Genomic DNA, 26248 nt, shown 5'->3' with positions numbered 1-26248 from the left:
TACGCCGGTCGAGTGGGCACCGTGGTGCCCACTCGACCGGCGTTGCTGACGTCTCGGCAGGATCAGGACCCGGTGACCTGGACTCTGCTGACAGAAGCAGGTAGTTCGTGCGGGTTGGGCTTCTCGTAGGCCATAGCGGCGAACGATTCCGGCCCCATCCAGTACGACGCGCTACCCACCCGGTCCTGGGCGTACACCTCGACGTTGTACACACCCGAGGGGGACCCCTTGGGAACCGTCAGCGCCGTCGACCAAGTCCCGCTGTTGATGGTCCCAGATGTTCGGGTCACCGCGCTGTTCAGCGCCTCGCACACGTATCGCCCGTCCGGAAACATCCGCGAGAGGCAGATGTCGATGCGGCCGACCCCGGCGATTGCATCGCTCCCGTGCACGGTCACCTTCACCGTTCTCGCCGCGCTCCGGACATCAATCGAAGTCGCACTCAGCGACTGGACCGCGACCGTCGGTGCCTCCCGGTCCGGCAAGGCGTTCGTGATCGTCAGGCTGCCGCCGTAGACAAAGCTGCCGGACGGCCCGGTCCATGCACTCACCCCGATGTTGGCACGCACGCTGCCAGCGGGCGTTCCACGCGGTACCGTGACCGTCTCCTCCCACCAACCGTCTCGTACGCCGCCGGAGACCAGAGCCAGGCTGGGCATGTAGAGGTCGATCGGACTGTCGTCCCCCTCGGCGGGTATCAGATGGCCCTGAATCCGGCCGATCTGGCCATCGTCACTGGCGTGCACCCGCACCTTCACCTTGACATCGCTGGTTCGGGTGTCGATCGTGGAGGGGCTGATCGAGATGCTGTGCACCACCGGCGCCTTGGTGTCCGGCTCACAACCCAGGATCCAGTCGTAGATGTCGTAGCGGCAGGTGTCAGCGCCGCCGTCACCCCAGATCTCATCTCGTCCGAGTCCACCGTTGAGACGATCCGCGTGGTCGCCGCCCCAGATCATCTCGGTTCCGCTTTCACCAAGCACCACGTCGGCACCGGACTCCCCGTGGATCTGGTCATTTCCGGCACCGCCCCAGACGCGGTCATCCCCCGACCCAGCATGTACGAGGTCAGACTGGTTGCCGCCGCGGATCCGGTCGATGCCCTGCTGACCGTTGAGGGTGTCGGAACCATCATCGCCGACGATCTCGTCGCTGCCGTCGCCACCGTTGAGGATGTCGTTGCCGGTGCCACCGGCGAGGACGTCGTTGCCGGTGCCTCCGAAGACACGGTAGTCACGCCCACCCGCGGCGTAGACGTGGTCAGAGCCAGCACCGGCATAGATGGCGTCCGAGTACGGGCCGCCGCGAATCACGTCGGCGCCGCTCTCTCCGTAGATCTCGTTCGTCCCGCTGCCGCCCAGCACCGTGTCAGCGCCGAACCCGCCGTAGATCCGGTCGTTGCCGGTGCCGCCATCAACGACGTCGTTCCCACCGCGCGCGAGGATGCGGTCGCTGCCACCGCGCCCGCAGATCACATCGCGGTGGGACGTCCCGGTCAGCCGGTCCGAACCGGACGTACCGACGATCGTGCAACGTACGCCGGTCGATGTTGTCGCCGCGCTTGCGGGACTCGCCACGAGCACGGTCGCCGAGGCGGCCGTCGCGACGATCCCGGCAAGCAGCGTGCGCCCCGTCAGGAGCACCATTCCTGCCTCCAGAAGATCCTCAGGCCCGCGTCAGCGCGGGCCTGAGGATCGTTCCAGATCCGATACCCCTCGAGGTAGCGAATTGCCGTTCTGTGGAGCGATTGTCGAACGGGTCAGAACAGCAGCGCCGTGCTCGGGTCTCCGACGATCCTGGCCACGTCGGCGAGGAAGCGGGAGCCGGCCTCGCCGTCGATATGGCGGTGGTCGAAGCTGAGCGCGAGGGTGCAGACGTCGCGGGGCTCGATGTGCTCGTCGTCGCCTTCGCCCACGACCCACGGTTGGCGCTTGACCGCGCCGACGGAGAGGATCGCGGACTCGCCCGGGTTGATGATCGGGGCGCCGCCGTCGATGCCGAACGGACCGATGTTGGTGATCGTGAACGTCCCGCCGGTCTGGTCGGCCGGCGGGGTCTTGCCGGTGCGAGCGGTGGCGGTGAGTTCGTTGATCGCGGTGCCGAGCTCGACCAGGGACATCCGGTCGGCGCCCTTCACGTTCGGCACCTGGAGACCCCTGGGGGTGGCCGCGGCGATGCCGAGGTTGACGTACTCCTTGAAGACGATCTCCTGGGCGGCCTCGTCCCACCACGAGTTGATGATCGGCGTACGTCGCATCGCGAGCAGCGACGCCTTGGCCACGATCAGCAGGGGGCTGACGCGGACCTCGGCGAAGTCGCGGTTGGCCTTGAGGCCGGCGACCAGCTCGGAGGTACGTGTCACGTCGATCGTCGTCCAGATCGTGACGTGCGGCAGTGTGAACGCGGAGTCCACCATCGCCTGGCCCATCTGCTTGCGCAGGCCCTTGATCGGCTCGCGGCGCTCACCACCGACCGGCGCCGCCGGCTCGGTCGACGACGCTGGGGCGGCCGTCAGATTCTCCAGGTCGGCGGTGGTGATCACGCCGTCGTCCCGCTCCGGGGTGACGGTCGCCAGGTCCACACCCAGGTCGCGCGCGAGCTTGCGGGCGGTCGGCTTGGCGAGCACACCGGTGCCCGCGGCGGCTGCCGGCGCGGAGACGGTGCGGTTGCGGCGTACGACTGCGTCTTCCTTGGAGCCGTAGCCGACCAGCGTCAGTGGCTTCTCGGCTTCGTCCGGCTCAGGAGCCGACGCCTCGGCTGACGGGGCTGACGTCTCGGCCGACGGGGCTGACGCCTCGGCCGACGGGGCTGACGCCTCGGCGGAGTCGCCGATGCGGATGATCGGGGTGCCGACCTGGACCTCGGTGCCGACCTCGACCAGAAGCTCCTGGACGACCCCGGCATAGGGCGAGGGGAGCTCGACGACGGACTTGGCGGTCTCGATGTCGCAGACGGGGTCGTTGACCTTGATGACGTCACCGACCGCGACGTGCCACTCGACGATCTCGGCCTCGGTGAGGCCCTCGCCGACATCCGGCAGCTTGAACTCGTTCACCATGCCAGGCTCCTGTCGACGGCATCGAGGACCCGGTCGAGGTCGGGGAGGAAGTACTCCTCCGCCCGCGCCGGCGGGTAGGGCGTGTCGAACCCGCCGACCCGCAGGACCGGCGCCTCCAGCGAGTGGAAGCACTGCTCCGTGATCCGGGCGGCGAGCTCGGCGCCGAGGCCGAGGTTGACGTGGGCCTCGTGGACGACGACGGCCCGACCCGTACGCCGCACCGACTCGTAGACCGGCGCCATGTCCAGCGGCGAGAGCGTGCGCAGGTCGATCACCTCGACCGACTTGCCCTCCCCCGCGGCCGCCTCGGCGGCGGTCAGCGCGGTCTTCACGGTGGGCCCGTAGGCCAGCATCGTCAGGTCGGTGCCGGTGCGCGTGACCCGTGAGGCGAACAGCGGACCAGGCGTGGCGTCGACGTCGACGTCGGCCTTGGTCGAGTGGTAGAGCCGCTTCGGCTCCAGGAAGATCACCGGGTCGGGATGGGAGATCGCCTGCTGGATCATCCAGTAGGCGTCGACCGGGTCCGAGCAGGCCACCACCTTGAGACCAGGGGTGTGCGCGAACTGCGCCTCCGGCGACTCGCTGTGATGCTCCACCGCGCCGATGCCGCCACCGAACGGGATCCGGATGACCATCGGCATCGCGACCCGGCCGCCGGAGCGGTAGTGGAACTTGGCCACCTGCGACACGATCTGGTCGTACGCCGGGTAGACGAACCCGTCGAACTGGATCTCCACCACCGGCCGGTAGCCCCGCAGCGCGAGCCCGACCGCCGTGCCGACGATCCCCGACTCCGCCAGTGGCGTGTCGATGACTCGGGCCTCGCCGAAGTCTTTCTGCAGCCCGTCGGTGATCCGGAAGACACCACCGAGCCGGCCGATGTCCTCGCCCATCAGGACGACCTTGTCGTCGTCCTCCATCGCGCGCCGGAGCCCTGCGTTGAGCGCCTTCGCCAGCGTCATCTTCGTCATCGAGAAGCCCCCTCGTGCTCGAAGGAGGAGAGGTACGCCGCGTAGCCGTCGCGCTGCTCCCGCAGCTCGTCGGGCAGCTCGGTGTAGACGTTGTCGAAGAGGCGTACGGGATCGGGCTCGGGGAGCGAGTGGATCCCGGCGCGCAGGCGCTCGCCGAACTCCTCGGCCTCGGCCTCCACCTTGGCGAAGAAGGAGGTCGAGGCGCCGCCGCCGCGGCGCAGATAGGCCTCGACCCGGGCGATCGGGTCCTTGAGCTTCCAGGCCTCGACCTCGTCGGAGACCCGGTAGCGGGTCGGGTCGTCGGTGGTCGTGTGGGCACCCATCCGGTAGGTGTAGGCCTCGATCATCGTCGGCCCGCCACCTTCGCGGGCCCGCTTGAGCGCCGACTTCATCACCTCGTACGTCGCCAGCACGTCGTTGCCGTCGACACGGATGCCCGGGAAGCCGAAGCCCTGGGCACGCTTGTAGAGCGGCACCTTGACCATCTGCTCGACAGGCTCGGAGATCGCCCACTGGTTGTTCTGGCAGAAGAAGACGACCGGGGCGTTGTAGGAGGCGGCGAAGACCATCGCCTCGTTGACGTCGCCCTGCGAGGACGCACCGTCGCCGAAGTGGGCCACCACGGCGGTGTCGCGGGTCGGGTCGCCGGTGCCGACGAGGCCGTCCATCTGGACACCCATCGCGTAGCCGGTCGCGTGCAGGGTCTGGGCGCCGATGACGATCGTGTAGAGCCCGAAGTTGTGCTCGGCGGGATCCCAGCCACCCTGGTCGGTGCCCCGGAAGAGTCCGAGCAGCTGCATCGGGTCGACGTCGCGACACCAGGCCACGCCGTGCTCGCGGTAGGTCGGGAAGACGAAGTCCTGGGGCGCGAGCGCGCGGGCTGCGCCGATCTGCGCCGCCTCCTGGCCCAGCAGCTGTGCCCACAGGCCCAGCTCGCCGTGGCGCTGCAGCGCGGTGGCCTCGACGTCGAGGCGGCGGGTCAGCACCATGTCGCGGTAGAAGCCGCGTACGGCCTCGTCCTCAGGTCGGTCGGGTGAGAACTCGAAGTCCGGGTGCGAGACCCGTTCTCCCTCGGGGTTCAGCAGCTGCACCATGTCGGTGTGGCTGGGGCTCGGATCCAGAAATTCAGTCATCACGCTTCCTTCACACGGGGTGGGGTTGCCACCGCTGGCTACGCCGATCACGGGCTTGTGATCCGTGGCACATCGGCATAGCCACACGGTACCCGGCCCCGGGGAGAGAAAGGGTCCGAGCGACGTGAACATAGACAACTAAGCAAGCGCTTAGTAAGTTCTACGGGACGCGCTGATGTCCCGGCCCAGGAGATGAGGAACCGATGACTCGATTTGCCCGAGTGGAGTCGCTCAAGAGCGACCTTGGCGTGGCTGACCTGGTGGAACTCCCGACACCACAGCTCGACGAGGGTGAGGTGCTGGCACGGATCGAACGCTTCGCCCTGACGACGAACAACATGACCTACGCCGTCTACGGCGACGCTCTGGGCTATTGGAATCTGTTCCCGGCCCAACAGTCCGGGTACGGCTGCATGCCGGCGTGGGGGCACGCGGAGATCATCGAGTCGAGGGCCTCCGACGTCCCCGTGGGGACGCGGGTCTTCGGCTACTTCCCCATCGCGACCCATCTGACGATGCGACCCACGTCGGTCACCTCGCGCAGCTTCGTCGACGGTGCCGGACACCGCACCGGGACGCCTCAGGTCTACAACCTCTACGAGTTCGAACCCCGAGAGTCCGATCCGCGCCTGGACAGCCTCACCGCCATCTTCCGCGCCCTGTTCATCACCTCCTACACCGCCGCCGACTACCTCCGTGATCGCGACTTCTTCGACGCCGAGCAGTTCGTGATCTCGAGCGCCTCGAGCAAGACGGCGTACGGCGCCGCCTACTGCCTCGCCGACTCACCGGCACAGCGGATCGCGCTCACCTCCGCCCGGAACGTCGAGTTCGTGAAGGGCCTCGGCCACTACACAGCGACACATGAGTACGCCGATCTGACAGCCATCGACAGCACCAGACGGACCGTCTATGTCGACCTGTCAGGCGACGGCGACCTGCGCCGCCGGGTGCACGAGCACTTCGGTGACCGGCTCGCGTTCGACTGCCTCATCGGGTCGACCCAAGCCGACGGCTTCCCCGAGGCCGACGACAGCCTCGTGGGACCGGCTCCGGTCTTCTTCTTCGCCGCCCTCCAGCTCGACGCCTACAAGGCCGAGGGCCAGTCGCGAGCGTTCATGCAGCGCTATCGACGCGACGAGCGAGCCTTCCTCGAGCGCGTAGGAGGAACGGAGCAGCCATCGATCGAGCTGCTCGAGCACGCCGGCCTCGAGGACGCCCCGGCGGTGATAGCCGGATTCCACGACGGCTCGACGGACCCAGCCGTCGGCCACGTCTTCCTCCCCAACGCGGACTGATTCCCTGTCGAGGGTCGGAATTTCTGTGGTCGCGACCGTCCGGCGCGGCGAGGCGAGCGGCTAGCCGATGACATTCACAACTGAGTCGTCATTTGTACTGCTCATAGACCGCGTGAAGACACTCCCTGAGCTCCTCAGGCGGTACGTCTGGCGCGGAGAATCCCCCGCGAGGGTCGAGCGTGGCAGCGTACCCACGCTCATGGAGGCGCTCGACGACCTCGCCATCAAGCCCTTGGAAGAACCTTTGAACGCGCCATTGCACCGCTTCAGAGATCAGCTCCTTGCATGCTGGGTCGAAATACGCCTCTTGACCTGAATTCAGGTCGCCGCGCAATTCGAAGGAACCGCGCTCTCTCGAGATCCTCACACCATGCCGCCCGAAGCCGAGGTTCGCTCTGACCTCATCGGGGAGAAGGTCGCGACTCTCAACTGCCACTCGAAAGCGCCTCCCGTCCGTGCGGCTCGTCCCAGCCGGAGAGGTCGGGGCCGGCGGGGACGATCTGTGTCGGGTTCAGGTCGGTGTGGACGACGTAGTAGTGCTGCTTGATCTGGTCGAAGTCGAGCGTCTCGCCGATCCCGGGGGTCTGGTAGAGGTCGCGCGCGTAGGCCCACAGCGCGGGGAACTCGACCAGCTTCTGCCGGTTGCACTTGAAGTGGCCGTGGTAGACCGCGTCGAAGCGGGCCAGCGTCGTGAACAGCCGGATGTCGGACTCGGTGAGCTGGTCGCCGACCAGGTAGCGCTGCCCGGAGAGCCGCTCCTCGAGCCAGTCGAGGGCGGCGAAGAGACGTGAGTACGCCGCGTCGTACGCCTCCTGGGAGCCGGCGAAGCCACACCGGTAGACCCCGTTGTTGACCTCGGTGAAGACCCGCTGGTTGACCTCGTCCATCTCCTCGCGCAGCGCCCACGGCCACAGGTCGGGCGCGTCGTCGGCGAAGAAGTCGGTCCACTCGTGGAAGAAGTCGTGGGTGATCCACGGGAAGTCGTTGGTGACGACCTTGCCGGAGGCCTCCTCGACGATCGCCGGCACCGTGATGCCGCGCGGGTAGTCGGGGTAGCGCTTGAAGTACGCCTCCTGCAGCCGCTCGATACCGAGCACCGGGTCGACGCCGCCGGGGTCGAGGTCGAAGGTCCACGACCGGGCGTCGTGCGTCGGGCCGGCGAGGCCGAGGGAGATGACGTCCTGCAGCCCGAGCAGGTTGCGGACGATGATCGCGCGGTTGGCCCAGGGGCACGCGGCGGCCGCGACCAGTCGGTAGCGGCCCGGCTCGACCGGCCACAACGGCACGTCGCTCGGCCCGAACTCGGGCTTCCGCGCCTCTCGCGTGATCCGGTCCGGGATGTAGTTCATGTCCCGGTTGAACTCAGTGCCCGGTTGTACGTAGGTCGCCTTCTCCCGCATGGCCTCACTCTAACGGTGTGGTTGAATCCTGAAGCGAATCAGAGGAACGTCCAGGCGAGACCCGCCGCCTCCAGGATCAACCAGAACCGCAGCGCACGAGAGATGAGCACCGTGAGCGTGAAGATCGGCAGGTTGAACCGCAACGCGCCGAAGAGCACCGACATCACCGCGAGCGGCGGAAAGCCGGAGAGGCCCGACGCGGCCAGGAGTGCGGTGGCCAGAACCGGGCGACCCGAGGTCCGGGCGTACCAGCGGTCATAGGAGCCCTGCCACTTGGGCGACTCGAGCTTCTTCCTGATCCAGGGGATCTGGGTGGACCCACGACCGGCGTAGTACCAGACGACCTTGCCGCCGGTCTGGCCGAGACCGGCGACGAACCCGAGCAACGGCGGCCCCCAACCGGAGTTCTGGGCGACGACGGACAGGTACGCCTCGGCGTTCATCACCGGGATGAGCGCAGAGCCGAGACAGAAGAGCAGGGTGCCGATCAGAAGTCTCATCTGGGCACGGGTATGCCGATCCTGAGGAGCCGTCCCAGCGAGACGCACTTCATGATCAGCAGGGCCGTGGCGATCGCCAGCCCCAGCCACATCCAGCCGGTGACCAGCAGCAGGATCGCGAAGAGCCCGGAGTTGAGCGCCTTGCCCGGATGGGACCAGTTCCACCGCCACAGCGTCCGGTCGATGACGTAGAAGTAGTTCGGGCTCTTGATCGGCCAGGCCAGGTAGGCGATCGAGAGGAAGCAGTCGATCACCATGAACTCCGCCAGGTAGACGAAGATCGCCGGCGACAGGTCGGGCTGCAGGAACGCCAGCCCGACGTAGAACGCCGCCGCGCAGAGACGGTCGGAGAAGATGTCGAGCACGCCGCCGATCCGTGTCTCCTCGTCGCGCCACCGGGCGACCGCGCCGTCGAGGCTGTCCCCGGCCCAGTAGACGACCAGCGCGATGACCAGGAGCGTCAGGCTGCCCTGAGACGCAGCGCTCGCCGACAGCACCACCGACGCGATGGTGCGTACGAACGTGATCACCGTCGCCGACGTCCACAGCCGTTCCGACTCGGGCCGGGCGCGCTCCTTGGCGTCGAGGACGACGGCGGTTTCGATCATGGTCCGGAGCATAGAGTGCCGATGGGCGCAGTCCGGTGGAATCGACCCGCGGCTCAGCGCTGTTCGCGCACCAGGGAGGCCACGAAGTCGAGCTTGTCCAGGACCGCGGGCGGGATGACGAACGGATACAGATCGTCGTGGCCCATGGACCGGTTGATGACGTTCAGCGCGGCCGAGAGGGGCACCCAGATGTCGGTGACGACCTGCCGGAACGGCATCTCGGCGGGCACCGGGTCGGCGAGCCCGTACGCCGCCGCAGACCCGAGCGTGTCGCGGATGTGCAGGTAGTGGGCCCAGGTCTCGGCGAAGTCCTCGAAGGGGTGCATGGTGGCGTAGGTCGAGATGTAGTTCTCCGTCCAGCCCGCGGGTGGCCCTTCGGAGTAGTGGCGCTGGAGCGACTCCTCGTAGGAGACCGACTCGTCGCCGAAGACCTCGGTGCAGCGCTCCATCAGCTCAGGCCCACGGACCAGCTGCCACTCGTAGTAGTGGCCGACCTCGTGCCGGAAGTGGCCGAGCAGCGTGCGGTAGGGCTCGTCGAGCGTCGCCCGGACGTGCTCACGATAGGCGTCGTCGGACTCGGCCAGGTCGATCGTGATCACGCCGCCGTCGTGACCGATGACCACGTCGGGGGTGGACGCGACGCCGTCGCTGGCCAGCAGGTCGAAGGTGAGCCCCTCGGCCGGGTCCTCGGCCTTGGTACGGATCTCCAGACCGAGGTTGTCGAGCTCGACCACGAGGTGACGTTTCGCCTGTTCGGCAAGGGAGTACTGCTGCTGGACGAACTCGGGCGCGGCGTCGTTGGGCCGGGTCCGGGTCAGCTCGCAGGCGAAGCAGATGCCGCCTTCGATACGGGCCAGCCAGGTGCATCCCGTCTCGAGCGTGTTGGCGCAGACCCACCAGATGTAGCCTTCGCTGTCGACGTACCTGCCCTCGGACGAGACCGGAACGATCGCGCGCTCCTCGCGGGAGTAGGCGAGCCGGGTGCCGCACGAGACGCACGCCGAGTTCTCGAAGTAGAGACGGTTGCCGCACTCCCGACAGGTGAACGCTTCCATGTCGCCCATCATCGGCCGTCTCAGGCCGTCCCCCAGCTCTCGACGCGCCACTCGCCGTCCTCCCGGACGAGGACCACGACCATCGACTCGTCCGGTACGGAGCCGTCCTCGGCGGTGTAGGAGACCCTGACGGTGACCTGAGCGGCGTCGCCGTACATCTCCGGCTCGCCGAAGACCATGTCCCGGCTCACCGCGCGCGGGTTGGGATCGGCGTAGGTGCGCTTCCCCTCCGCGGCGTCGATCATCGCGCTCGCGCCGCCGCCGTCGAGAAGCTCGTCGCCCTCGTCGGAGGCCAGCTCGTAGAGGGTGGTGACCGAGGTGGTCTCCATGAACTCGCGGGTGACCTCGGCCGGCGTCGAGCCGCGCGCCAGCAGCCAGAGCGTGAGCGCGGTGAGAGCCGCGGCGACCACCAGCACTCCGGATATGCGTACTCCGCGACGCCAGCGGCTGCCGCGGGTCACGATGCTCGCCCGCTGCGGAGGCTGTCCCACGAGCAACACCGTAACTTTACTCCTGCTGGTCGGGGGCCACATCGACAGAGACGGTCAAGGTCGAGGTGGTGGCTTCGGTGTAGATGACCCCCTTCACAGGAGGCACATCGGCATAGTCACGTCCCCAGGCGACGCTCACGTAGCGATCGTCGGCCCTGGTGTCGTTCGTCGGATCGAGGGCGAGCCACTGGCCCGTCCCCGCGCCGCTGCGGTCTGCCCCGTAGTGGGGCACCCACACCTCCACCCAGGCATGGGAGGCATCGGCTCCGACGAGCCGCGGCTTCCCCGGCGGAGGGGTGGTGGCGAGGTAGCCGGAAACATAGCGGGCCGCGAGCCCGTGCGCTCGAAAACAGGCCAACATCAGGTGAGCGAAATCCTGGCAGACACCACCCTCGGCCTCGAAGATCTCCGGGATCGTCGAAGTGACCGTCGTGGCGGTGTCGTCGTAGTCGAACCCGGCGTGGATCCGGTGCATCAGATCCTCCGCCGCCTCCACGATCGGTCGCTGTTCGGTCAAGGAGACGGCACCGAAGTCGTACGCCTCCTGGGTGTGCTCCACCAGCGGCGACGCCACCGCCAGGTCGGTCGCCCGCCAGGCGCCGGGAATCGTCGGGTCGACCAGCGGCCGCGCCCGCTCCCACGGCTGGTCGAAGCTCGCCTCGTCATAGACCGGCGTGCTGACCTCGACCTCGGAGACCGCCGTGATCTCGAGCAGCCGATGCGGCTCGAGGACCTGGAAGTACGTCACCGTGTTGCCGTAGAAGTCGACATCGCTCGACTGGTCCGCCGGCGTCGGCGTGATCCGGACCTCGGCCTTCTCGACATGCTGGTGAGGCAGTTCCCGCGGCGTGACGTTGGCGATCCCGAACGAGTTCGTCACGTCCTCGTCATAGGAGTAGGTCGTCGTGTGGCTGACCCGGTATCTCACCCGCCGGATGCTATCCCGAGCACCGCCACGTCGCCGGGGTCGATGAAGTCTCGTGCCTCGAATTCGCGATCCCCGTCGATCCACCGCACGCGAAGCGCCCCGCTCTGCGAGATCTCGACGATTCGACCCCGCTGGCCACGAGTCGGCGGCCCCGACGCCTTGCCGAACACCGCCAGTCTCCAGGCGTCGATACAAGGGTCCCAGCCGTTGTCCCCAAGAACCGGCCCGATCCACATGACCGAGGCACCGACGACGTACGGCGACGGCTCCGGATCGTCCACGACGTCATGAACGATCCCCTTCCAATCTGGCCTGCTGCGGACAGCACGGACCGCGTCGTCGAACTCAGCTTCGGAGACCACTCGTAGGTTCTTCAACTCATAGACCGCATCAGGGCAGTACCAGCCGTCCTTGTCGAGCCACGAGACGAACGTCCAACCGTCGGGCAAGTCCTCCACAACGACCCCCGGAAGTGCTGACGGAGCGCCTTCGACGGGAGGTCGTCTCCCCACCCAGACCACGCGCCGACCGCGCGGCCGATTGCGGGAAGCCTTCTCGTGCTCGCGATCAGACGTACTGTCCATGCCACCAACCTATGCTCAAGTGAGCGATTGCGCCGGGAGGGCGTTGAGGGGCTGAGGGGCGGGGCCGGTGGCGAAGTAGACGTCGCTGATTGCGTCGGCGAGGCGGACGAGCTGGGCCTGGACCTGGTCGAGGAAGGACTCCAGGTTGGGGCGGCCGACACCGCCGATGGCGACGAGACCGGCGACCTCGGTGCGGTCGAGCATGTCGGTGATGTCGTCGAGGAGCCGCTCGGGGCGGGAGGAGCCGGTCGAGCCGGGGAGCTTGGTGAGGTGGAGGCGCAGCTCGTGCAGGCAGAAGGCGAGCGAGCGGGGGTTGTCGCGGTCCATGATGAGCAGGTCGAGCACTCCCCCGGTGCGTACGTAGCCCCGGTAGCGGCGGCGGTGGGTGACCGCGGACTCGGCGGAGGCGAGGACGGCATTGAGCACGGCCCGGTCGACCTCGAGCCCCCTCCGCACCGTGGTCGTCGCCCGGAGCAGATGACAGACCTGCATCGAACGCTCGAGGAACCGTCCCAGCCGGATCGAGTGGTAGCCCTCGTCGCGGATCATGCTCGCCACGATCCCCTGCATCGCCAGGATGCCGTGCAGCATCTCGGCACCCGACTCGGCGATCTGCAGCGAGTGCGGGTTGACCCGGAGCTCCTCGGCGGCCCGGTCGGTCGCGGAGAAGATCCGCCACATGTCGGGGCTGAGCTGGTCGCGTACGCCACTGAAGGCCTGTCGCATCCCGGCCAGCGACTGCGCGGCCGACCCCGGACGGTCGGCGTCCAGCAGCATGGACCGGAACTCGGCGTCGATGTCGGCGTCGGCGTGGCCGTGCCCGCCCAGGCGGTCGAGCGCGCTCAGCATCACCTCGAGGCTGATGCCGCCGGACGTACGCGGCCTGGTCCTGAAGTCCTCGGCGAGCACGTGCGTGGCCAGGATGAGCCGGATGAGGTCCTCGGCACGCTCCGCGTAGCGCCCCGACCAGTACATGTCCTCGAGCGCACGCGGGACGAGCACCGTGACCGAGCGCGAATGGGTCATCGGGAGCACGTCGGCCAGACCCTGGTCGGCGTCCTGCGGCGACTCCTTGAGCACCCAGACGTCCTTGCTGCACGGCGGCAGCCCGGTCTCGTCGGCCCGGATCGAGGCCAGGCCACCGACGAGCGGCCGGTAGGCAGAGCCGTAGCGGAGCGAGAACGTACGCAGCGTCAGCGGCCGGCCGACCGCACCGTGCCCCTCGGCCCAGGTCGGAGCCTGGGAGAGCGTGATCCTCTCCTGCCCGACATGGCGGTAGGGATCGGCCGCGATCCTGGCGGCCAGCTCCTCGGGCGTTCCGTCGACGATCGTCCCTTCCAGCGTCCGCACGACCAGGTCGCCCGCGGCCAGGCGCCGCTCGACCTCCTCGCGCTGGGCGGGGTCGCCGCACCACCAGGTGCCGAGCGACGCCAGCCGCAACGGCTCCCCGAGCAGCGCCTCGCAGGCGGCGGGAAGATAGGGAACCAGCCCCGGGTTCTCGAGTACGCCGGCCCCGAACCCGTTGACCACCCGCACGTTGCCGCGGCGTACGGCCTCGATCAGGCCGGCCACGCCGAGCTGGCTGTCGCCGCGGAGCTCGAGGGGGTCGGACCAGGTCGCGTCGACGCGACGGAGGATCACATCGACCCGCTCCAGCCGGTCGCCGTGCCCGCGCATGAGGACCTCGCCGTTGCGTACGGTCAGGTCGGCGCCCTGGACCAGCGGGAAGCCGAGCGTCGAGGCGAGAAAGGCCTGGTCGTAGGCGGTCTCGGAGTGGGTGCCCGGGGACAGGACGACGACCCGCGGGTCGGCCTGGTCACCGGGCGCCGACTCCAGCAGCGCGCTGCGGAGAGCCGCGAAGTAGGGCTCCATCCGGTGCAGCCCGGCATCGCGGTGCAGCTCGGGGAGCACCCGGCTGATCACCCGGCGGTTCTCCATCGCGTAGCCGATCCCGCTCGGCGCCTGGGTGCGGTCGGCGAGCACCCGCCACTCACCGTCGGGGGTACGGCCCAGGTCGGTGGCGGCCAGAACGAGCGGCCGCGGGTCGTGGTTGCTGGCCCGGGCGGCGACGCGATGGAAGCCGTGATGGCCGAAGACCACTGCCGCCGGGACGATCCCGTCCTGGAGGAGACGCTGCGGGCCGTAGAGGTCGACGAGGATCGCATTGAGCAGTTCGGCACGCTGGGCCAGGCCGACCTCGAGGATGCGCCACTGCGCGGGGTCGATGACGAGCGGCACGGGGTCGAGCCGCCAGGGCTCGGGTCTGGCGCCGGGACGCAGGTAGGTGACCCCGTCGTCGGCGAGGAACCGCTCGACGTCGTGGCCGATCCGGCTCAGCGTCGCCGGCGTGATCGAGACGGCCGTCTCGGCCATCGGCTTCCACGCGGGGCGCAGGGTGCCGTCGGGCCCGACGACCTCGTCGTAGGGCTGGTCGGTGGCGTCGAGGAGGCCGAGGGCGTCGGCGTACTCGCGAAGGACGGTCACCGCACCACCCGTCGGAGATCCAGGGTGTGCGGGTTGTCGGGAGTGGTGCCGCGGGCCGCGCGCTCACGCATCTCCGCGACGTCCAGACGGCCGGAGGTGTGGCCGCGCGCCTCGAACCTGCTCGCGCGGCGCGCCTCGGCCTCGTTGGCGTTCACCGGCGGGTGGTCGTAGCTGCGGCCTCCCGGGTGCACGACGTGGTACGTCGCGCCACCGAGGCTGGTCTCGGAGGCGATGTCGACGACGTCGAAGTGCAGCGGCGCCTGGACGTCGATGCTGGGATGGAGGCTCGACCACGGGCTCCACGCCTTGAACCGGACGCCGGCGTAGAACGTGTCCGGCACAGAAGTGGGGGTCAACGGCACCGGAACACCCTGACACGTCACCAGGTGCCGGTCGAGGTCGATCCCTCTCGCCGAGATCTGAACCCGCTCGACCGACGAGTCGACGTAGCGTGCCGTGCCCGACTCGGTGGCCTCCTCGCCGAGGACGTTCCAGGGCTCGATCGCCTGCCGCAGCTCGAGCTCGATGCTGGTCATGGGATCGACGGCGACCCGCGCGAGCCCGATCCGTGGAAAGCGGAACTCGGCGTACGCAGCCAGCCACTGCGACTCGAAGGGGATCCCGTGGCGGCGCAGGTCGGCCACGACCTCCTCGATGTCGCGCAGGCACCCCTGCGGGAGCAGGAAGTCCTCGTGGAGGGCGCTGCCGTGGCGGACCAGGGGTGCCTCGTACGGCTCCTCCCAGAACCAGGCGACCAGGCTCCGGACCAGGAGCGACTGGAGGAGCGCCATCTGCGGGTGCGGCGGCATCTCGAAGCCACGGAGCTCGAGGAGACCGAGGCGTCCTCGGGACGAGTCCGGGGAGTAGAGCTTGTCGATGCAGAACTCGGCGCGGTGGGTGTTGCCGGTCAGGTCGGTGAGCAGGTGGCGCAGGGCACGGTCGATCATCCACGGGCGGGGTTCGGGGTGCTCCCGGGTGATCCGGGCGACCTCCTGGAGCGCGATCTCCATCTCGTAGACCGCCTCCGGGCGGCCCTCGTCGAACCTCGGCGCCTGGCTGGTCGGGCCGATGAAGCGGCCGGAGAAGAGATAGGAGAGGGAGGGATGGCGCTGCCAGTAGCGGATCAGGCTGGCCAGCAGGTCGGGCCGTCGGAGCAGGGGGCTGCGCTCGGGGCTACGTCCGCCGAGGGTGAGGTGGTTGCCGCCGCCGGTGCCGGTGTGGAGCCCGTCGAGATCGAACTTCTCGGTGGACAGCCGAGCCTGACGGGCCTGCTCGTAAAGCGTCGTGATCAGCTCCCGCTGCTCAGCCCAGGTGGCGGTCGGCTGCACGTTGACCTCGATCACGCCCGGGTCAGGGGTGACCGTCAGCCGGGCCAGCCTGGCATCGGGCGGCGGGCCGTAGCCCTCGAGCACGACCTGCGTGCCCTGGTCGGTGACAGCCCGCTCGATCACCCGGAGCAGGGCGACGTAGTCCTCCAGCCGGTCGGTCGGCGGCAGGAACACATGGACCAGCCCGTCGCGCTCCTCGATCGCGAGCGCGGTGGTCGGCGCCTCGTCGGGATCGGTGACGGCGACCTGCGGGATCTCCGGCTCGAGCGGCGCATCCGCGGTCAGGTACGACGGATCACCCTGGAACTCCGGGTCGTGCCAGGAGATCGAGTCGAGCGGCAGCCGCAGCCCGACCGCCGAGGTGCCCGGCGCGAGCACCAGCCGACCGCGCCGGAACCGCCACTGCGGGCTCGTCCACTCCCCGTCGTTGGTGTTGATCGGGATCACCCAGCCGACCGGCTCGGTGACCTCCTTGTCGAGCTCGGTGACGTTCAGGTCACCGCGGTCCGCGGCGTCGTCCGGCCTCGGGCCGTCGGGCTGACGCACCTCCTGGGCGATCTTCGCCAGCGGATCCTCGTACGCCGGAAACACCTGCTCCTCGGGGAGCCCCAGAATCCTGGCAATGCGAAGCGCAACTGCCGAAGCGTCACCCCGGTCGGGCGAAGCGTCACTCAGGTCGGCCGAGCTGTCATCGGGTGACGTCTCGCCCGACGTACCTGACGCCTCGGCCGACGCGCCTGACGCCTCGGCGGGGGGCCAGGGGTCGGCGAAGAGGGTCTGGTCGCTCCACAGCGGTTGGCCGTCCGTACGCCACTGCAGGTCGATGTTCCAGCGCGGGAGGGGCTCACCGGGGTACCACTTGCCCTGGCCGCGGTGGACGATCCCGCCCTTGCCGTAGACCTTGCGCAGGCGCTCGGCGAGGTCAGTGGCGAGCTCGCGCTTGTGCGGGCCGTCGGCGTCGGTGTTCCACTGCGCACTCTTCTGGTCGTCCAAGGACACGAAGGTCGGCTCGCCGCCCATGGTCAGCTCGGCGCCGGCTGCCTGGAGACGCTGGTCGACCGCCTCGCCCAGGGCGTCGATCCGGTCCCACTCCTGGGCGGTGTAGGGCAGCGTCACGCGCGGGTCCTCGTGGATCCGGGTGACCTCGTTGGCGAAGGAGAAAGTGACCTCGACCGGGTCGGTGGCCCCCTCGATCGGGGCCGCGGAGGACGGGTGCGGCGTCGCCGAGAGCGGGATGTGGCCCTCTCCGGCGAACAGGGCCGAGGTCGGGTCGAGGCCGATCCAGCCGGCTCCCGGGACGAACACCTCGCACCACGCGTGCAGGTCGGTGAAGTCCTCGGTCGGGCCGGAGGGGCCGTCGAGCGACTTCTGGTCGGCGGCCAGCTGCACCAGATAGCCGGAGACGAACCGCGCCGCGAGGCCGTACTGACGCAGCAGGGACACCAGCAGCCACGCCGAGTCGCGGCACGAGCCGATGCCCAGCCGCAGGGTCTCGTCGGGAGTCTGTACGCCTGGCTCCATCCGCACCGAGTAGGCGACGTCCGAGTTGACCGCCTGGTTGACGCTCGCCAGGAAGTCGACGGTACGGACGCCGTCCTCGGGCAACTCCGGCAGTTGCTGCCGCCAGGCATCGGCCGCCGTCGCCGACTCCACGTCGCGGAGGTAGGGCGCCAGATCGGCCTTCAGCTGCGGCTCGTAGTCGAAGGGGAAGGTCTCGGCGTACTCCTCCACGAAGAAGTCGAACGGGTTGATCACCACCATGTCGGCGACCAGCCCCACGGTGACCTCGAGCTTGTCCGTCTTCTCCGGGAAGACCAGCCGTGCGAGCCAGTTGCCGAACGGGTCCTGCTGCCAGTTGATGAAGTGCGCCGCCGGCGTCACCGACAGCGAGTAGGCCTCGATCGGGGTCCGGGTGTGTGGCGCCGGGCGCAGGCGTACGACGTGCGGACCGACCCCCACCGGCTGCGCGAACTCGTAGGTGGTCCGATGTTCGAGCGCAACCTTGATCGACATGGGGTCAAGACTGACCGATCGAGGTTGCACCGGGGTAACGAACCGCCGCCGCGCCCGAAATGCGGCTTAGCACGACGGCGAATCGACGGGATCCGAATTCGCCGATTGGTAAACCCATTTCACCCTGACTAAATGCCGGGTTTCACACCCGGGAAATTACCCATTCGCCAGTTCGAACAGCTCTATTACCCCGGGAGGTACATCGGAAACAGGCCGGCCCACCAGGCGCCGCAAGCGATATCGCCCCCGCTTATCCCCGCAGCTCGGGCATGAACACCGAACCGCTTCGATTGGAACAAGACTGGGATTTCAACGCCAGTTGAAGTGCGAATCGATGAGTTTACGCCACTCAAACCGGCTTTGGTATAGGAAATGATCAATTCAGGAGTGTTCTTGACATTATGACTCAAATCGCTTCAGGATTCATCGGGCAGGACCCAACAGCAAGCTAAGGAGATTTCGTGAATTCTCGGACTCGAATCGCCGCTGTCGTCGCTGGACTCGCACTGGCCACGGTCGCCGCACCAGCCATGGCCAGCCCCGTTCCACCACCGATCCCTGACCCGCCGGTCCCCGGCACTCCGGGCCCTCCGATTCCGGACGTGCCCGACGCCCCGGAGACCCCGGACGTCCCGGAGACTCCGGACGTTCCCGACACCCCGGAGACGCCCGACGTTCCCGGCACTCCGGACGTACCCGACACCCCGGAGACCCCGGACGTTCCCGACACTCCGGAGACCCCGGACGTACCCGGCACCCCGGAGACCCCGGAGACCCCCGACGTTCCCGACGTCCCGGAAGTCCCCGACACCCCGGACGTACCGGACACACCGGTCCCTGACGTACCGGAAGGTCCCGGGATCCCGGAGACTCCGGACGTTCCCGTTCCGGACAGCCCGGCCGCGGACGTTCCTGCCGCGGACGTTCCTGTCCCGGAGGTCCCGGTCCCGGACGTTCCGGTCCCTGACGTTCCGATCCCGGACGTCCCCGTTCCCGGCGTTCCCGGCGTCCCTGGAGTTCCCGGCGTTCCCGAGCTCCCCGGCGTCACCGACAGCCTGCTCGGCATCGTCAACAGCCTCCCGGTCGTCGGCCCGGTCCTGACGGACCTGCTCAGCTCGATCCTCGGGAAGCTCCCGGTGCCGTAAAGGCGCACACCACCATCACTCAATCAGCAGAGGTCCAGCAGCGTCGACGCTGTTGGACCTCTGCTATTTCGCCGAGCGGGGCCGGCTCTCAGCCCTTCGGGAACGAACCCGCGAGCTCGATGAGGCGGGTGTTGGCCTCGGCCTCGCCGATCGAGACGCGTACGCCCTCGGGCGGGTAGGGACGGACCATCAGGCCGACCTCGTCGGCGGCCGCGGCGAACTCGGCGCAGCGCTCGGGAGAGCCGAAGGCGAACCAGACGAAGTTGCCCTGCGCGTCGGGGATGTCCCAGCCGGCGGCGCGGACGCCCTCGACCACCCGGGTCCGCTCGGCGACCACGTCGTCGACGCGCGCCAGCAGCTCGGTCTGCCGCTCGAGCGAGGCGACGCCGGCGGCCTGGGCGACCACGTTGACGCCGAAGGGCAGCGCCATCGCCCGCAGGGTGGCGGCGATCGGGGCCGGCGCGAAGGCGTAGCCGACCCGGAAGCCGGCCAGCCCGTAGGCCTTGGAGAACGTACGCAGCACCACCACGTTGGTCCGCGCGCGGTAGGTGGCGATGCCGTCGACGGCGTCGTCCATGCGTACGAACTCGGCGTAGGCCTCGTCGACCACGACCAGCACGTGCTCGGGCACCTTCGCGAGGAAGGCGTCGAGCTCGGCCTGGGTGACCGAGGTGCCGGTGGGGTTGTTGGGCGTGCAGACGAAGACGACCTTCGTACGCTCCGTGATGGCCGCCGCCATCGCGTCCAGGTCGTGATGACCGTCCCCGGTGACCGGCACCTTCACCGCGGTCGCTCCGGCCGCGAGCACCGCGATCGGGTAGGCCTCGAAGCTCCGCCAGGCGAAGACGACCTCGTCCTCGGGACCGCAGTAGGCCGAGACCAGCTGGAAGATCAGCGCCACGGCGCCGGTCGAGAGAGCGAGCTCCTCGGCCGGCACCTTGTAGGCCGTCGCGAGCGCCTCGTACAGCTCCGTGTTGCCCGCGTCGGGGTAGCGGTTGACCCGTCCCGCCGCCTCGGCCGCGACCTCCACCACGCCGTCCAGCGGCGGGTAGGGGTTCTCGTTGGACGAGAGCTTGTAGGTCACCAGACCGGGCCGCTCGACCGGCGGCTTGCCCGCGACGTACGCAGGCATCGCGGCGACACTGGGACGGGGCTGTGGGGTGCTCATATCGTGAGATCCTAGGTCGGGATGACCTCGCCGCCGTAAACCACGGGAACGTCGCGGCCGACCACGATGTCGAGCGGGTTGGTGACGCAGCGCACCGACCCGCCACCGAGGTGGAGCTCGCTCATCTCGACGATCCGGATCGTGAAGCCCCAGTCCTCGAGGACGGGGCGGATGCGGTCCGGGCAGGAGGGCATCACGATGGTCCGGCCGATCACGATCGAGTTGGCGGCGAAGGTGCTGAGCGCCTCCTCCTCGGTGATGAACAGCGGCTCGGGGACCAGGTCGACGAGCGCCTGCGCCGACTCGGGAGCGAGCGCGTCCGGGCAGATGATCGCGCGGCGCTCGTCGAGCGGGCAGAAGGCCAGGTCGAGGTGGTACATCCCCGAGTGGGTCGTCCGGACGCCCAGGACGCGCACGCCCATCTCGGTCGCCAGCGTCTTCAGCGCCATCTCGTCGGTGCGCGGCCCGGTGCCGGCGACCAGGTGGCCGGCGAACGGGAAGACGTCGCCCGCCTCGAAGGTCGGTCCGACCCCGTCCTTGCCGACGTACGCCGTCCCCCAGCCGTTCGCGGCGAACCACTCGACCGCGGAGTTCGTCTCGTTACGGCGCTCAGGGAAGCGCATGTGGGAGAGGAGCACGTGCCTGCGGCCGTCCGCGAGGGTGGCCGCGAAGCCGAGGTTCATCGCGTAGACCATGTCGGGGCTGTCCTCGCGCGGCGCGATGACGTCGACGCGGCCGCCGAGCTCCTCGATGGTGGCCTTCAGGGTGTCCCACTGCGCGCGAGCACGGACGGGATCCGGCTGGATCTCGGTGTCCATGAACGGGTTGATGGCGTAGTCGATGCGGTAGTGCGTCGGCTCGGTCATCAGGTAGTGACGGCCCCAGCTCAGCGATGTGCTCACTCGTACCCCTCTCAGGTCTGATCGTCGGATTGCCTGATTGACTGATTGTCAGACAATCCTGTGCCGTTAGGTTAGAGCACGAACGGTCATCACCGGAAGCCGACGCAGATAGGACAATGGGTCCATGTTCGAGTCGCTCACCCTGGACGAACCCGCATCGACGGTCGACCGCGTCGCCGACGAGCTCCGCCGGGCGGTGTTCGAGGGCGAGCTCGAGTCGGGCACGCCGCTGCGCGAGCACGGTCTCGCCGAGTCGCTGGGCGTCGGCCGCTCCACCGTCCGTGAGGCACTGACCATCCTGGTCGCCGAGGGCCTGGCCACCCGCGCACCCAACAAGGGCGTCGCCGTCGCCACCCCCGAGGCCGCCTCGGTACGTGACGTCTGCGCCGCCCGCTGGGTGCTCGAAGGGGCCGGGGTACGCAACTGGCGGAGCGCCTCCGACGAGGCGCGCCGGGCCGTGCACGAGTCGCTCGATGCGTACATCTCGGCGGTTCACTCGGAGCGCGCGACCTACCGCGAGCTCAACGAGCGCCACCTCGCCTTCCATCTCTCGCTGGTGGCTCTCACCGGGTCACCGCGGCTGGTCGCGATGCAGGAGCATCTGGTGCTCGAGCTCAAGCTCTCGCTCGCCCAGGTCGACCGCATCCGCCGCAACGCCCACGACCAGGCCGAGGACCACGCCGCCCTCGTCCGCCTCCTCGACGCGGACCGCATCGACGACGCCGAGCAGTTCCTGGAGAAGCACCTCTCCGACGCCGCCCACGCCATCTGCAAGGCGCTCCGCCTGGAGCAGTGACCCCGGGGTAACACAGTCGCCACACCTCGCGCGCGCCCCTTACGTACGTCCAGCGGAGCCTGACACACTCACGAACATGCGCATCGTGACCTGGCTCATCACCAACGCCATCGCTCTGGCCGTGGCCACCTGGCTCGTCGGCGGGATCTACTTCGACGGCCCGACCAGCGGCATGGAGGAGGTCAAGCAGAAGCTGCTCCCGCTGCTGATCGTCGCCCTCGTGCTCGGTCTCGTGTCGTCCTTCGTCAAGCCGATCGTGACGTTCTTCACGTTCCCGTTCATCCTGCTCACCCTGGGCCTGCTCCTGCTGGTGATCAACGCGGCGATGCTCGGCCTGACCGCGTGGGTCCTGGGCCCGACCGGAGTGGGTTTCCACGTCGACGGGTTCTGGGCGGCGGTCCTCGGTGGCATCATCATCTCGATCGTCGGCTGGGGCGTCGACCGCGTCTGGCCGGAGAGCGACGAGTGAGGCCCAGATTCCACATCCGCCACGCGTTCTTGGCGGAAATGTAAAACTCGGGCCATGAAGATCGCGGTCGTCTGCCTGGGCAACATCTGCCGTTCTCCGATGGCGGAGGTGGTGCTGCGGGACCGTCTCGACGGTGCCGGGCTCGATGACGTCGAGCTCGTCTCCGCCGGCACCGGCGGCTGGCACGCTGGCGAGAAGATGGACCGCCGGGCGGCTGCGACGCTGCTCGAGGCGGGCTACGACCCCGAGCGTCACCGGGCCCGGCAGTGGCCGGTCGGGGACCCCGAGACGTACGACCTCGTGCTCGCGATGGATGCCGACAATCTGGTCGATCTGGCTGGTCAGGCACCGGAGAGCGGGCTGCGGATGTTCCGTGATTTCGATCCCGAAGGCCCCGGCGACGTGCCCGATCCCTATTACGGTGGTGCCGAGGGGTTCCGGGAGGTGCTGGCGATGGTGGAGCGTACGAGTGATGCGATCGTTGCATCCGTCGCCTCGGCGAGGCCCGGTTCGTGACCCGTCAGCCCGCGGTCGCCCGTCGCGCCGAGCAGCTGCTCGGGGCGGCGGTGGTGAGCACATCTCCGGTCGCGGGCGGTGACATCTCGACCGCCACCAAGATCCGGCTCAGTGACGGCTCGCTGGTGCTGATGAAGGCGCTCTCCCCGCCACGTGACGACTTCGTCGCCGCCGAGGCCCGCGGGCTCCGCTGGCTGGAGGAGTCGGGGGCCGTGAAGGTCCCCGAGGTCCTGGCCGCCGAGCCCGACTGCCTCGTCCTGCGCTGGATCGAGCCCGGCCGGCCCAACGCCGAGACGGCCGAGGAGCTCGGCCGCGCGCTCGCGCGCCTGCACAGCACCCCGGTGTCGGGTTTCGGGGCCGACAGGGACGGGTTCATCGGCCGGCTGCCGATGCCCAACAAGCCCGCGGACACCTGGGCCGAGTTCTATGCCGTACGCCGCCTGCTCCCCTACCTCAGGGCCGCGCGCGACCGTGGCGCCATCGACGCCACCGGCGCCGAGCGCGTCGAGCAGGTCGTCGGCAAGCTGCCTTCGCTGATCCCGGAGGAGCCGCCGGCCCTGCTCCACGGCGATCTCTGGAACGGCAACGTGCTCTGGGACCGGAGCAGCGAGGCCTGGCTCATCGACCCCGCGGCGTACGCCGGTCACCGTGAGGTCGACCTCGCCATGCTCGCGCTCTTCGGCCTGCCCCACCTGGAGCGGATGATGTCCGCCTACGAGGACGCGACCCCGCTCGCCGAGGGCTGGGAGGACCGCCAGGGCCTCCACCAGCTGTTCCCGCTGCTCGTGCACGCCGCCATGTTCGGCGGTGGGTATGGCGCCCGCGCCGCCACGGTGGCCGCTCGCTACCTCTGATTCCCTGGGAAACCAGAAAACCCCTGGTTACCCAGGGGTTTTCGGATGGCGGTGACGGTGGGATTTGAACCCACGGTAGGTCTCCCTACACAACATTTCGAGTGTTGCACCATCGGCCGCTCGGACACGTCACCGCCGAATAAGTTACAACCTCGGGTGGTCTTCGCCGAAATCGGGGCCGCCTCGCTGGGATCCGAAGAAGTCCTCCAGCAGCGCGCGCTGTTCCTCGGCCATCAGCCCGGCCACGACCTCGGGCCGGTGGTTGAGCCGACGGTCGCGTACGACGTCCCACAGCGAGCCGACCGCCCCGGCCTTGTCGTCGAAGGCGCCGAAGACGATCCGCTCGACCCTGGCCAGGACCGCGGCGCCGGCGCACATCGTGCACGGCTCCAGCGTCACCACGAGCGTGCAGCCCTCCAGGCGCCACTCTCCGCGCGCCTTGGCCGCCTCGCGCAGTGCGACCACCTCGGCATGTCCGGTGGGGTCGGCCTCGGCCTCACGTATGTTGCGGCCCCTCCCGATCACCGCGCCGGACGGGTCGACGACGACCGCGCCGATCGGTACGTCACCGGTCGCCAGCGCAGCACGACCCTCATCGAGAGCGGCCCGCATCGGGGCCTCCCAGCGGTTGGCTGGGGTCACGCCGGCATGAGGCCGACGGCGTCGTCGAAGGCCTCGCCGCAGCCGATCGCCCGGGCGATCTCGGAGAGCGTCTCGTCGGGGTAGAGGTCGTCCTCGAACATGTCGTCGAGCAGCATGCCCATCTCGACGGCGCTCATCCCGAAGTCGGCGAGGATGCCGAGGTCACCGGCGGGATCGGGCTCCTCCTCGTCCTCGACCTCTTCCGGCAGCGGAAGCCCGAGCACGTCGAGAGCCGACGCCGCCAGCTCCCACTCGTCGGCCGCGGTCACATCGGAGAGCAGCACCTTGGTCGCTGCCCCGTGGACCCGGACGATCACGAAGAAGTCCTCGTCGATCGCCGCCATCGCGATCGCGCCGCCATCGCCTGGGAAGCGGTGGAGCGCGTGCGTCAGAGTCTCGACATCGGTCAGGAGGTCGTGAGCGAGTTCGCGCACGACCCAGGCGCCGTCCTCGCGATACATCGCGACGGCGAAGTCAACACCCTCGATCTGCTCCAGCTGATCAGACACACGACCAGAGTGACACCGAAACCGCCGTGGGTCTAGGGGGAATTGATGACCTTAGGACGAAGCGATCGTAGGGTTCAGCCCATGGAGACCCTCGTTGTGGACCACCCTCTCGTCGCCCACAAGCTCACCACCCTGCGCAACAAAGAGACCGACTCGTCGACGTTCCGTCGTCTCGCCGACGAGCTCGTCACGCTGCTCGCCTACGAGGCGACCCGCGGGGTGCGGGTCGCCCCGGTCGACATCGTCACCCCGGTCGCTGCGACCCAAGGCGTACGCCTCACCGACCCGCAGCCGCTGATCGTTCCCATCCTCCGGGCCGGTCTCGGGATGCTCGACGGGATGATCCGGCTGCTGCCGACGGCGGAGGTCGGCTTCCTCGGCATGGTCCGCAACGAGGAGACGCTCGAGGCGACGACGTACGCCGAGCGCCTCCCCGCCGACCTCTCCGGTCGCCAGTGCTACGTGGTCGACCCGATGCTCGCCACCGGTGGCACCCTCGCCGCGGCGATCGACTTCCTGGTCAAGCGCGGCGCCGACGACATCACCGCCGTCGTGCTTCTCGCCGCTCCGGAGGGCGTCGCCGCCCTGGAGAAGGAGCTCGAGGGCGTCGACGCCCCCGTCCGCGTCGTCACCGCCGCGATGGACGAGAAGCTCAACGAGAAGGGCTACATCGTCCCCGGCCTCGGTGACGCCGGCGACCGGCTCTACGGCGTCGCGGGCTGAACCACCGCTGGTCGAGCCGCGAGGCCGCCTGCGGCCGAGCGTGTCGAGACCAACACGGTCCCCTCTGCGCTCGATCGGACCGTGTTGGTCTCGACACGCCTCCGCCTAGCGGCTCCGGCGGCTCGACCAGCAAAGGGTCAGGCCTTGATGGTCACCTTCTCCTCGACGTACGGCGGTTCCTCGGCGGTCTCGGCTTCGGCCGCCTCGGCGGCACGGGCCCGTCGCTTGGCGGCGACGGCCTTGAAGGGCCAGGTGAGGAGCTGGTCGAGGGTGATCCGGCCGGGGGCGACGAGACCGAGCACGAGGGCGGCGGCACCGAGCGCGGCGGGGAGCTCCCAGCCGCCCTGGTCGACGAAGACCTCGGTGGTGCGGTGGGCGTACCAGATCGCTCCGGCCATCTGACCCGCCAGCAGCACGCCCGCGATCGGGGCGAACAGGCCGACCGCGAGCAGGGCGCCGCCGACGAGCTCGACGTAGGTCGCCACCTGAGCGGCGATCGCGGGCTCCGGGACCCCCAGGCCGCCCAGGAACTGCTCGGTGCCGGCGAAGCCCTGGTCGTACTTCTGCCAGCCGTGCGCGACGAAGATCCCACCGACCACCACACGGGCGGCAAGCAGCACGACGTCGTTGAAAAGTCCGGTGTAGGCGTTGCGCCCCACTCGACGACTCATGT

The 26248-nt window shown here is 69.0% G+C and carries 26 protein-coding genes and 1 tRNA gene; 7 read left to right on the top strand and 20 right to left on the bottom strand.

Features of this window, described 5'->3' with window-relative positions:
• Nucleotides 1-62: 62 nt before the first annotated feature.
• The 4 genes from ACW14X_RS16915 to pdhA form a co-directional block, all read right to left on the bottom strand.
• On the bottom strand, nt 63-1646 hold the full coding sequence (locus tag ACW14X_RS16915) for a calcium-binding protein (RefSeq protein ID WP_457162739.1): 1584 nt from the start codon (nt 1644-1646) through the stop codon (nt 63-65).
• A gap of 113 nt (nt 1647-1759) precedes the next feature.
• Complete coding sequence (locus ACW14X_RS16910; RefSeq protein WP_457162738.1) at nt 1760-3058, bottom strand: dihydrolipoamide acetyltransferase family protein; 1299 nt, start codon at nt 3056-3058, stop codon at nt 1760-1762.
• Nucleotides 3052-4029: an alpha-ketoacid dehydrogenase subunit beta gene (locus ACW14X_RS16905; protein WP_160026532.1), complete on the bottom strand. Its 978-nt coding sequence runs from the start codon at nt 4027-4029 to the stop codon at nt 3052-3054. The genes ACW14X_RS16910 and ACW14X_RS16905 overlap by 7 nt, the downstream gene beginning before the upstream one ends.
• Nucleotides 4026-5162 carry a pyruvate dehydrogenase (acetyl-transferring) E1 component subunit alpha gene (gene pdhA, locus ACW14X_RS16900; RefSeq protein ID WP_201451197.1) on the bottom strand — a complete coding sequence of 379 codons (1137 nt, stop codon included), beginning with the start codon at nt 5160-5162 and terminating at the stop codon, nt 4026-4028. Before pdhA ends, ACW14X_RS16905 begins: the two co-directional genes overlap by 4 nt.
• A 248-nt stretch (nt 5163-5410) precedes the next feature.
• Between pdhA and ACW14X_RS16895 the strand changes: the two genes are divergently transcribed.
• Nucleotides 5411-6460, top strand: coding sequence for a DUF2855 family protein (locus ACW14X_RS16895; RefSeq protein ID WP_457162737.1), 1050 nt, complete (start codon nt 5411-5413; stop codon nt 6458-6460).
• Nucleotides 6461-6548: 88 nt separating this feature from the next.
• Here the strand turns inward: ACW14X_RS16895 and ACW14X_RS16890 are convergent, their stop codons facing one another.
• From ACW14X_RS16890 to ACW14X_RS16845, 10 genes are read right to left on the bottom strand one after another with little or no spacing between them, the layout of a single operon-like run.
• Complete coding sequence (locus tag ACW14X_RS16890) at nt 6549-6896, bottom strand: hypothetical protein (protein WP_457162736.1); 348 nt, start codon at nt 6894-6896, stop codon at nt 6549-6551.
• Nucleotides 6886-7860 (bottom strand): glutathione S-transferase family protein, encoded by a 975-nt coding sequence (locus ACW14X_RS16885; RefSeq protein ID WP_457162735.1) that lies wholly within the window; start codon nt 7858-7860, stop codon nt 6886-6888. The genes ACW14X_RS16890 and ACW14X_RS16885 overlap by 11 nt, the downstream gene beginning before the upstream one ends.
• 38 nt (nt 7861-7898) lie before the next feature.
• The gene (locus ACW14X_RS16880) at nt 7899-8360 is read right to left on the bottom strand and encodes a hypothetical protein (RefSeq protein ID WP_457162734.1); all 462 of its coding nucleotides are present in this window, start codon (nt 8358-8360) and stop codon (nt 7899-7901) included.
• A complete protein-coding gene (locus ACW14X_RS16875) occupies nt 8357-8968 on the bottom strand; it encodes a CDP-alcohol phosphatidyltransferase family protein (protein WP_350718528.1) in 612 nt (203 codons plus the stop codon). The genes ACW14X_RS16880 and ACW14X_RS16875 overlap by 4 nt, the downstream gene beginning before the upstream one ends.
• Nucleotides 8969-9021: 53 nt before the next feature.
• Nucleotides 9022-10023, bottom strand: coding sequence for a zinc-binding metallopeptidase family protein (locus ACW14X_RS16870; protein WP_160026525.1), 1002 nt, complete (start codon nt 10021-10023; stop codon nt 9022-9024).
• A gap of 20 nt (nt 10024-10043) precedes the next feature.
• Nucleotides 10044-10514, bottom strand: a complete 471-nt coding sequence (locus ACW14X_RS16865) for a nuclear transport factor 2 family protein (protein ID WP_350840908.1) — start codon at nt 10512-10514, stop codon at nt 10044-10046.
• Between the two features lie 16 nt (nt 10515-10530).
• Nucleotides 10531-11442, bottom strand: a complete 912-nt coding sequence (locus tag ACW14X_RS16860; RefSeq protein WP_457162733.1) for a transglutaminase family protein — start codon at nt 11440-11442, stop codon at nt 10531-10533.
• Complete coding sequence (locus ACW14X_RS16855; protein ID WP_457162732.1) at nt 11439-12026, bottom strand: hypothetical protein; 588 nt, start codon at nt 12024-12026, stop codon at nt 11439-11441. The genes ACW14X_RS16860 and ACW14X_RS16855 overlap by 4 nt, the downstream gene beginning before the upstream one ends.
• Nucleotides 12027-12041: 15 nt before the next feature.
• Nucleotides 12042-14510, bottom strand: a complete 2469-nt coding sequence (locus tag ACW14X_RS16850; protein WP_457162731.1) for a circularly permuted type 2 ATP-grasp protein — start codon at nt 14508-14510, stop codon at nt 12042-12044.
• Nucleotides 14507-17851, bottom strand: a complete 3345-nt coding sequence (locus ACW14X_RS16845) for a transglutaminase family protein (protein WP_457162730.1) — start codon at nt 17849-17851, stop codon at nt 14507-14509. Before ACW14X_RS16845 ends, ACW14X_RS16850 begins: the two co-directional genes overlap by 4 nt.
• Nucleotides 17852-18453: 602 nt before the next feature.
• On the opposite strand from ACW14X_RS16845, the gene ACW14X_RS16840 reads away from it, so the two are divergent.
• A complete protein-coding gene (locus ACW14X_RS16840) occupies nt 18454-18996 on the top strand; it encodes a hypothetical protein (RefSeq protein WP_457162729.1) in 543 nt (180 codons plus the stop codon).
• An 88-nt stretch (nt 18997-19084) separates the two neighbouring features.
• Here the strand turns inward: ACW14X_RS16840 and hisC are convergent, their stop codons facing one another.
• Together hisC and ACW14X_RS16830 are read right to left on the bottom strand one after the other, a co-directional pair.
• Nucleotides 19085-20164 carry a histidinol-phosphate transaminase gene (hisC, locus tag ACW14X_RS16835; protein WP_457162728.1) on the bottom strand — a complete coding sequence of 360 codons (1080 nt, stop codon included), beginning with the start codon at nt 20162-20164 and terminating at the stop codon, nt 19085-19087.
• Between the two features lie 11 nt (nt 20165-20175).
• Complete coding sequence (locus tag ACW14X_RS16830) at nt 20176-21066, bottom strand: dimethylarginine dimethylaminohydrolase family protein (protein ID WP_457162727.1); 891 nt, start codon at nt 21064-21066, stop codon at nt 20176-20178.
• A 124-nt stretch (nt 21067-21190) separates the two neighbouring features.
• On the opposite strand from ACW14X_RS16830, the gene ACW14X_RS16825 reads away from it, so the two are divergent.
• From ACW14X_RS16825 to ACW14X_RS16810, 4 genes are all read left to right on the top strand, one after another.
• The gene (locus ACW14X_RS16825; RefSeq protein ID WP_457162726.1) at nt 21191-21862 is read left to right on the top strand and encodes a GntR family transcriptional regulator; all 672 of its coding nucleotides are present in this window, start codon (nt 21191-21193) and stop codon (nt 21860-21862) included.
• A gap of 76 nt (nt 21863-21938) precedes the next feature.
• A complete protein-coding gene (locus ACW14X_RS16820) occupies nt 21939-22331 on the top strand; it encodes a phage holin family protein (protein ID WP_160026516.1) in 393 nt (130 codons plus the stop codon).
• 54 nt (nt 22332-22385) lie between these two features.
• Complete coding sequence (locus tag ACW14X_RS16815; RefSeq protein WP_457162725.1) at nt 22386-22847, top strand: low molecular weight protein-tyrosine-phosphatase; 462 nt, start codon at nt 22386-22388, stop codon at nt 22845-22847.
• On the top strand, nt 22844-23701 hold the full coding sequence (locus ACW14X_RS16810; protein WP_457162724.1) for a fructosamine kinase family protein: 858 nt from the start codon (nt 22844-22846) through the stop codon (nt 23699-23701). The genes ACW14X_RS16815 and ACW14X_RS16810 overlap by 4 nt, the downstream gene beginning before the upstream one ends.
• 46 nt (nt 23702-23747) lie before the next feature.
• Here the strand turns inward: ACW14X_RS16810 and ACW14X_RS16805 are convergent.
• The 3 genes from ACW14X_RS16805 to ACW14X_RS16795 form a co-directional block, all read right to left on the bottom strand.
• A tRNA-Ser gene (locus ACW14X_RS16805) sits at nt 23748-23835 on the bottom strand.
• Nucleotides 23836-23845: 10 nt separating this feature from the next.
• A complete protein-coding gene (locus ACW14X_RS16800; RefSeq protein WP_160029375.1) occupies nt 23846-24313 on the bottom strand; it encodes a nucleoside deaminase in 468 nt (155 codons plus the stop codon).
• A 26-nt stretch (nt 24314-24339) separates the two neighbouring features.
• Nucleotides 24340-24852, bottom strand: a complete 513-nt coding sequence (locus tag ACW14X_RS16795; protein WP_160026513.1) for a tRNA adenosine deaminase-associated protein — start codon at nt 24850-24852, stop codon at nt 24340-24342.
• 81 nt (nt 24853-24933) lie between these two features.
• Here ACW14X_RS16795 and upp point away from each other — a divergent pair, with 81 nt between their 5' ends.
• Complete coding sequence (gene upp, locus ACW14X_RS16790; RefSeq protein ID WP_160026512.1) at nt 24934-25575, top strand: uracil phosphoribosyltransferase; 642 nt, start codon at nt 24934-24936, stop codon at nt 25573-25575.
• A gap of 137 nt (nt 25576-25712) precedes the next feature.
• On the opposite strand, the gene ACW14X_RS16785 is transcribed toward upp, so the two are convergent.
• Entirely contained in the window at nt 25713-26246 is a 534-nt protein-coding gene (locus ACW14X_RS16785) for a DoxX family protein (RefSeq protein ID WP_457162723.1), read from the bottom strand.
• Between the last annotated feature and the right edge of the window lie 2 nt (nt 26247-26248).

The sequence above is a fragment of the Nocardioides sp. YJ-D4 genome, from assembly GCF_054031495.1.
This window is presented reverse-complemented; position numbering and strand designations above follow the sequence as displayed.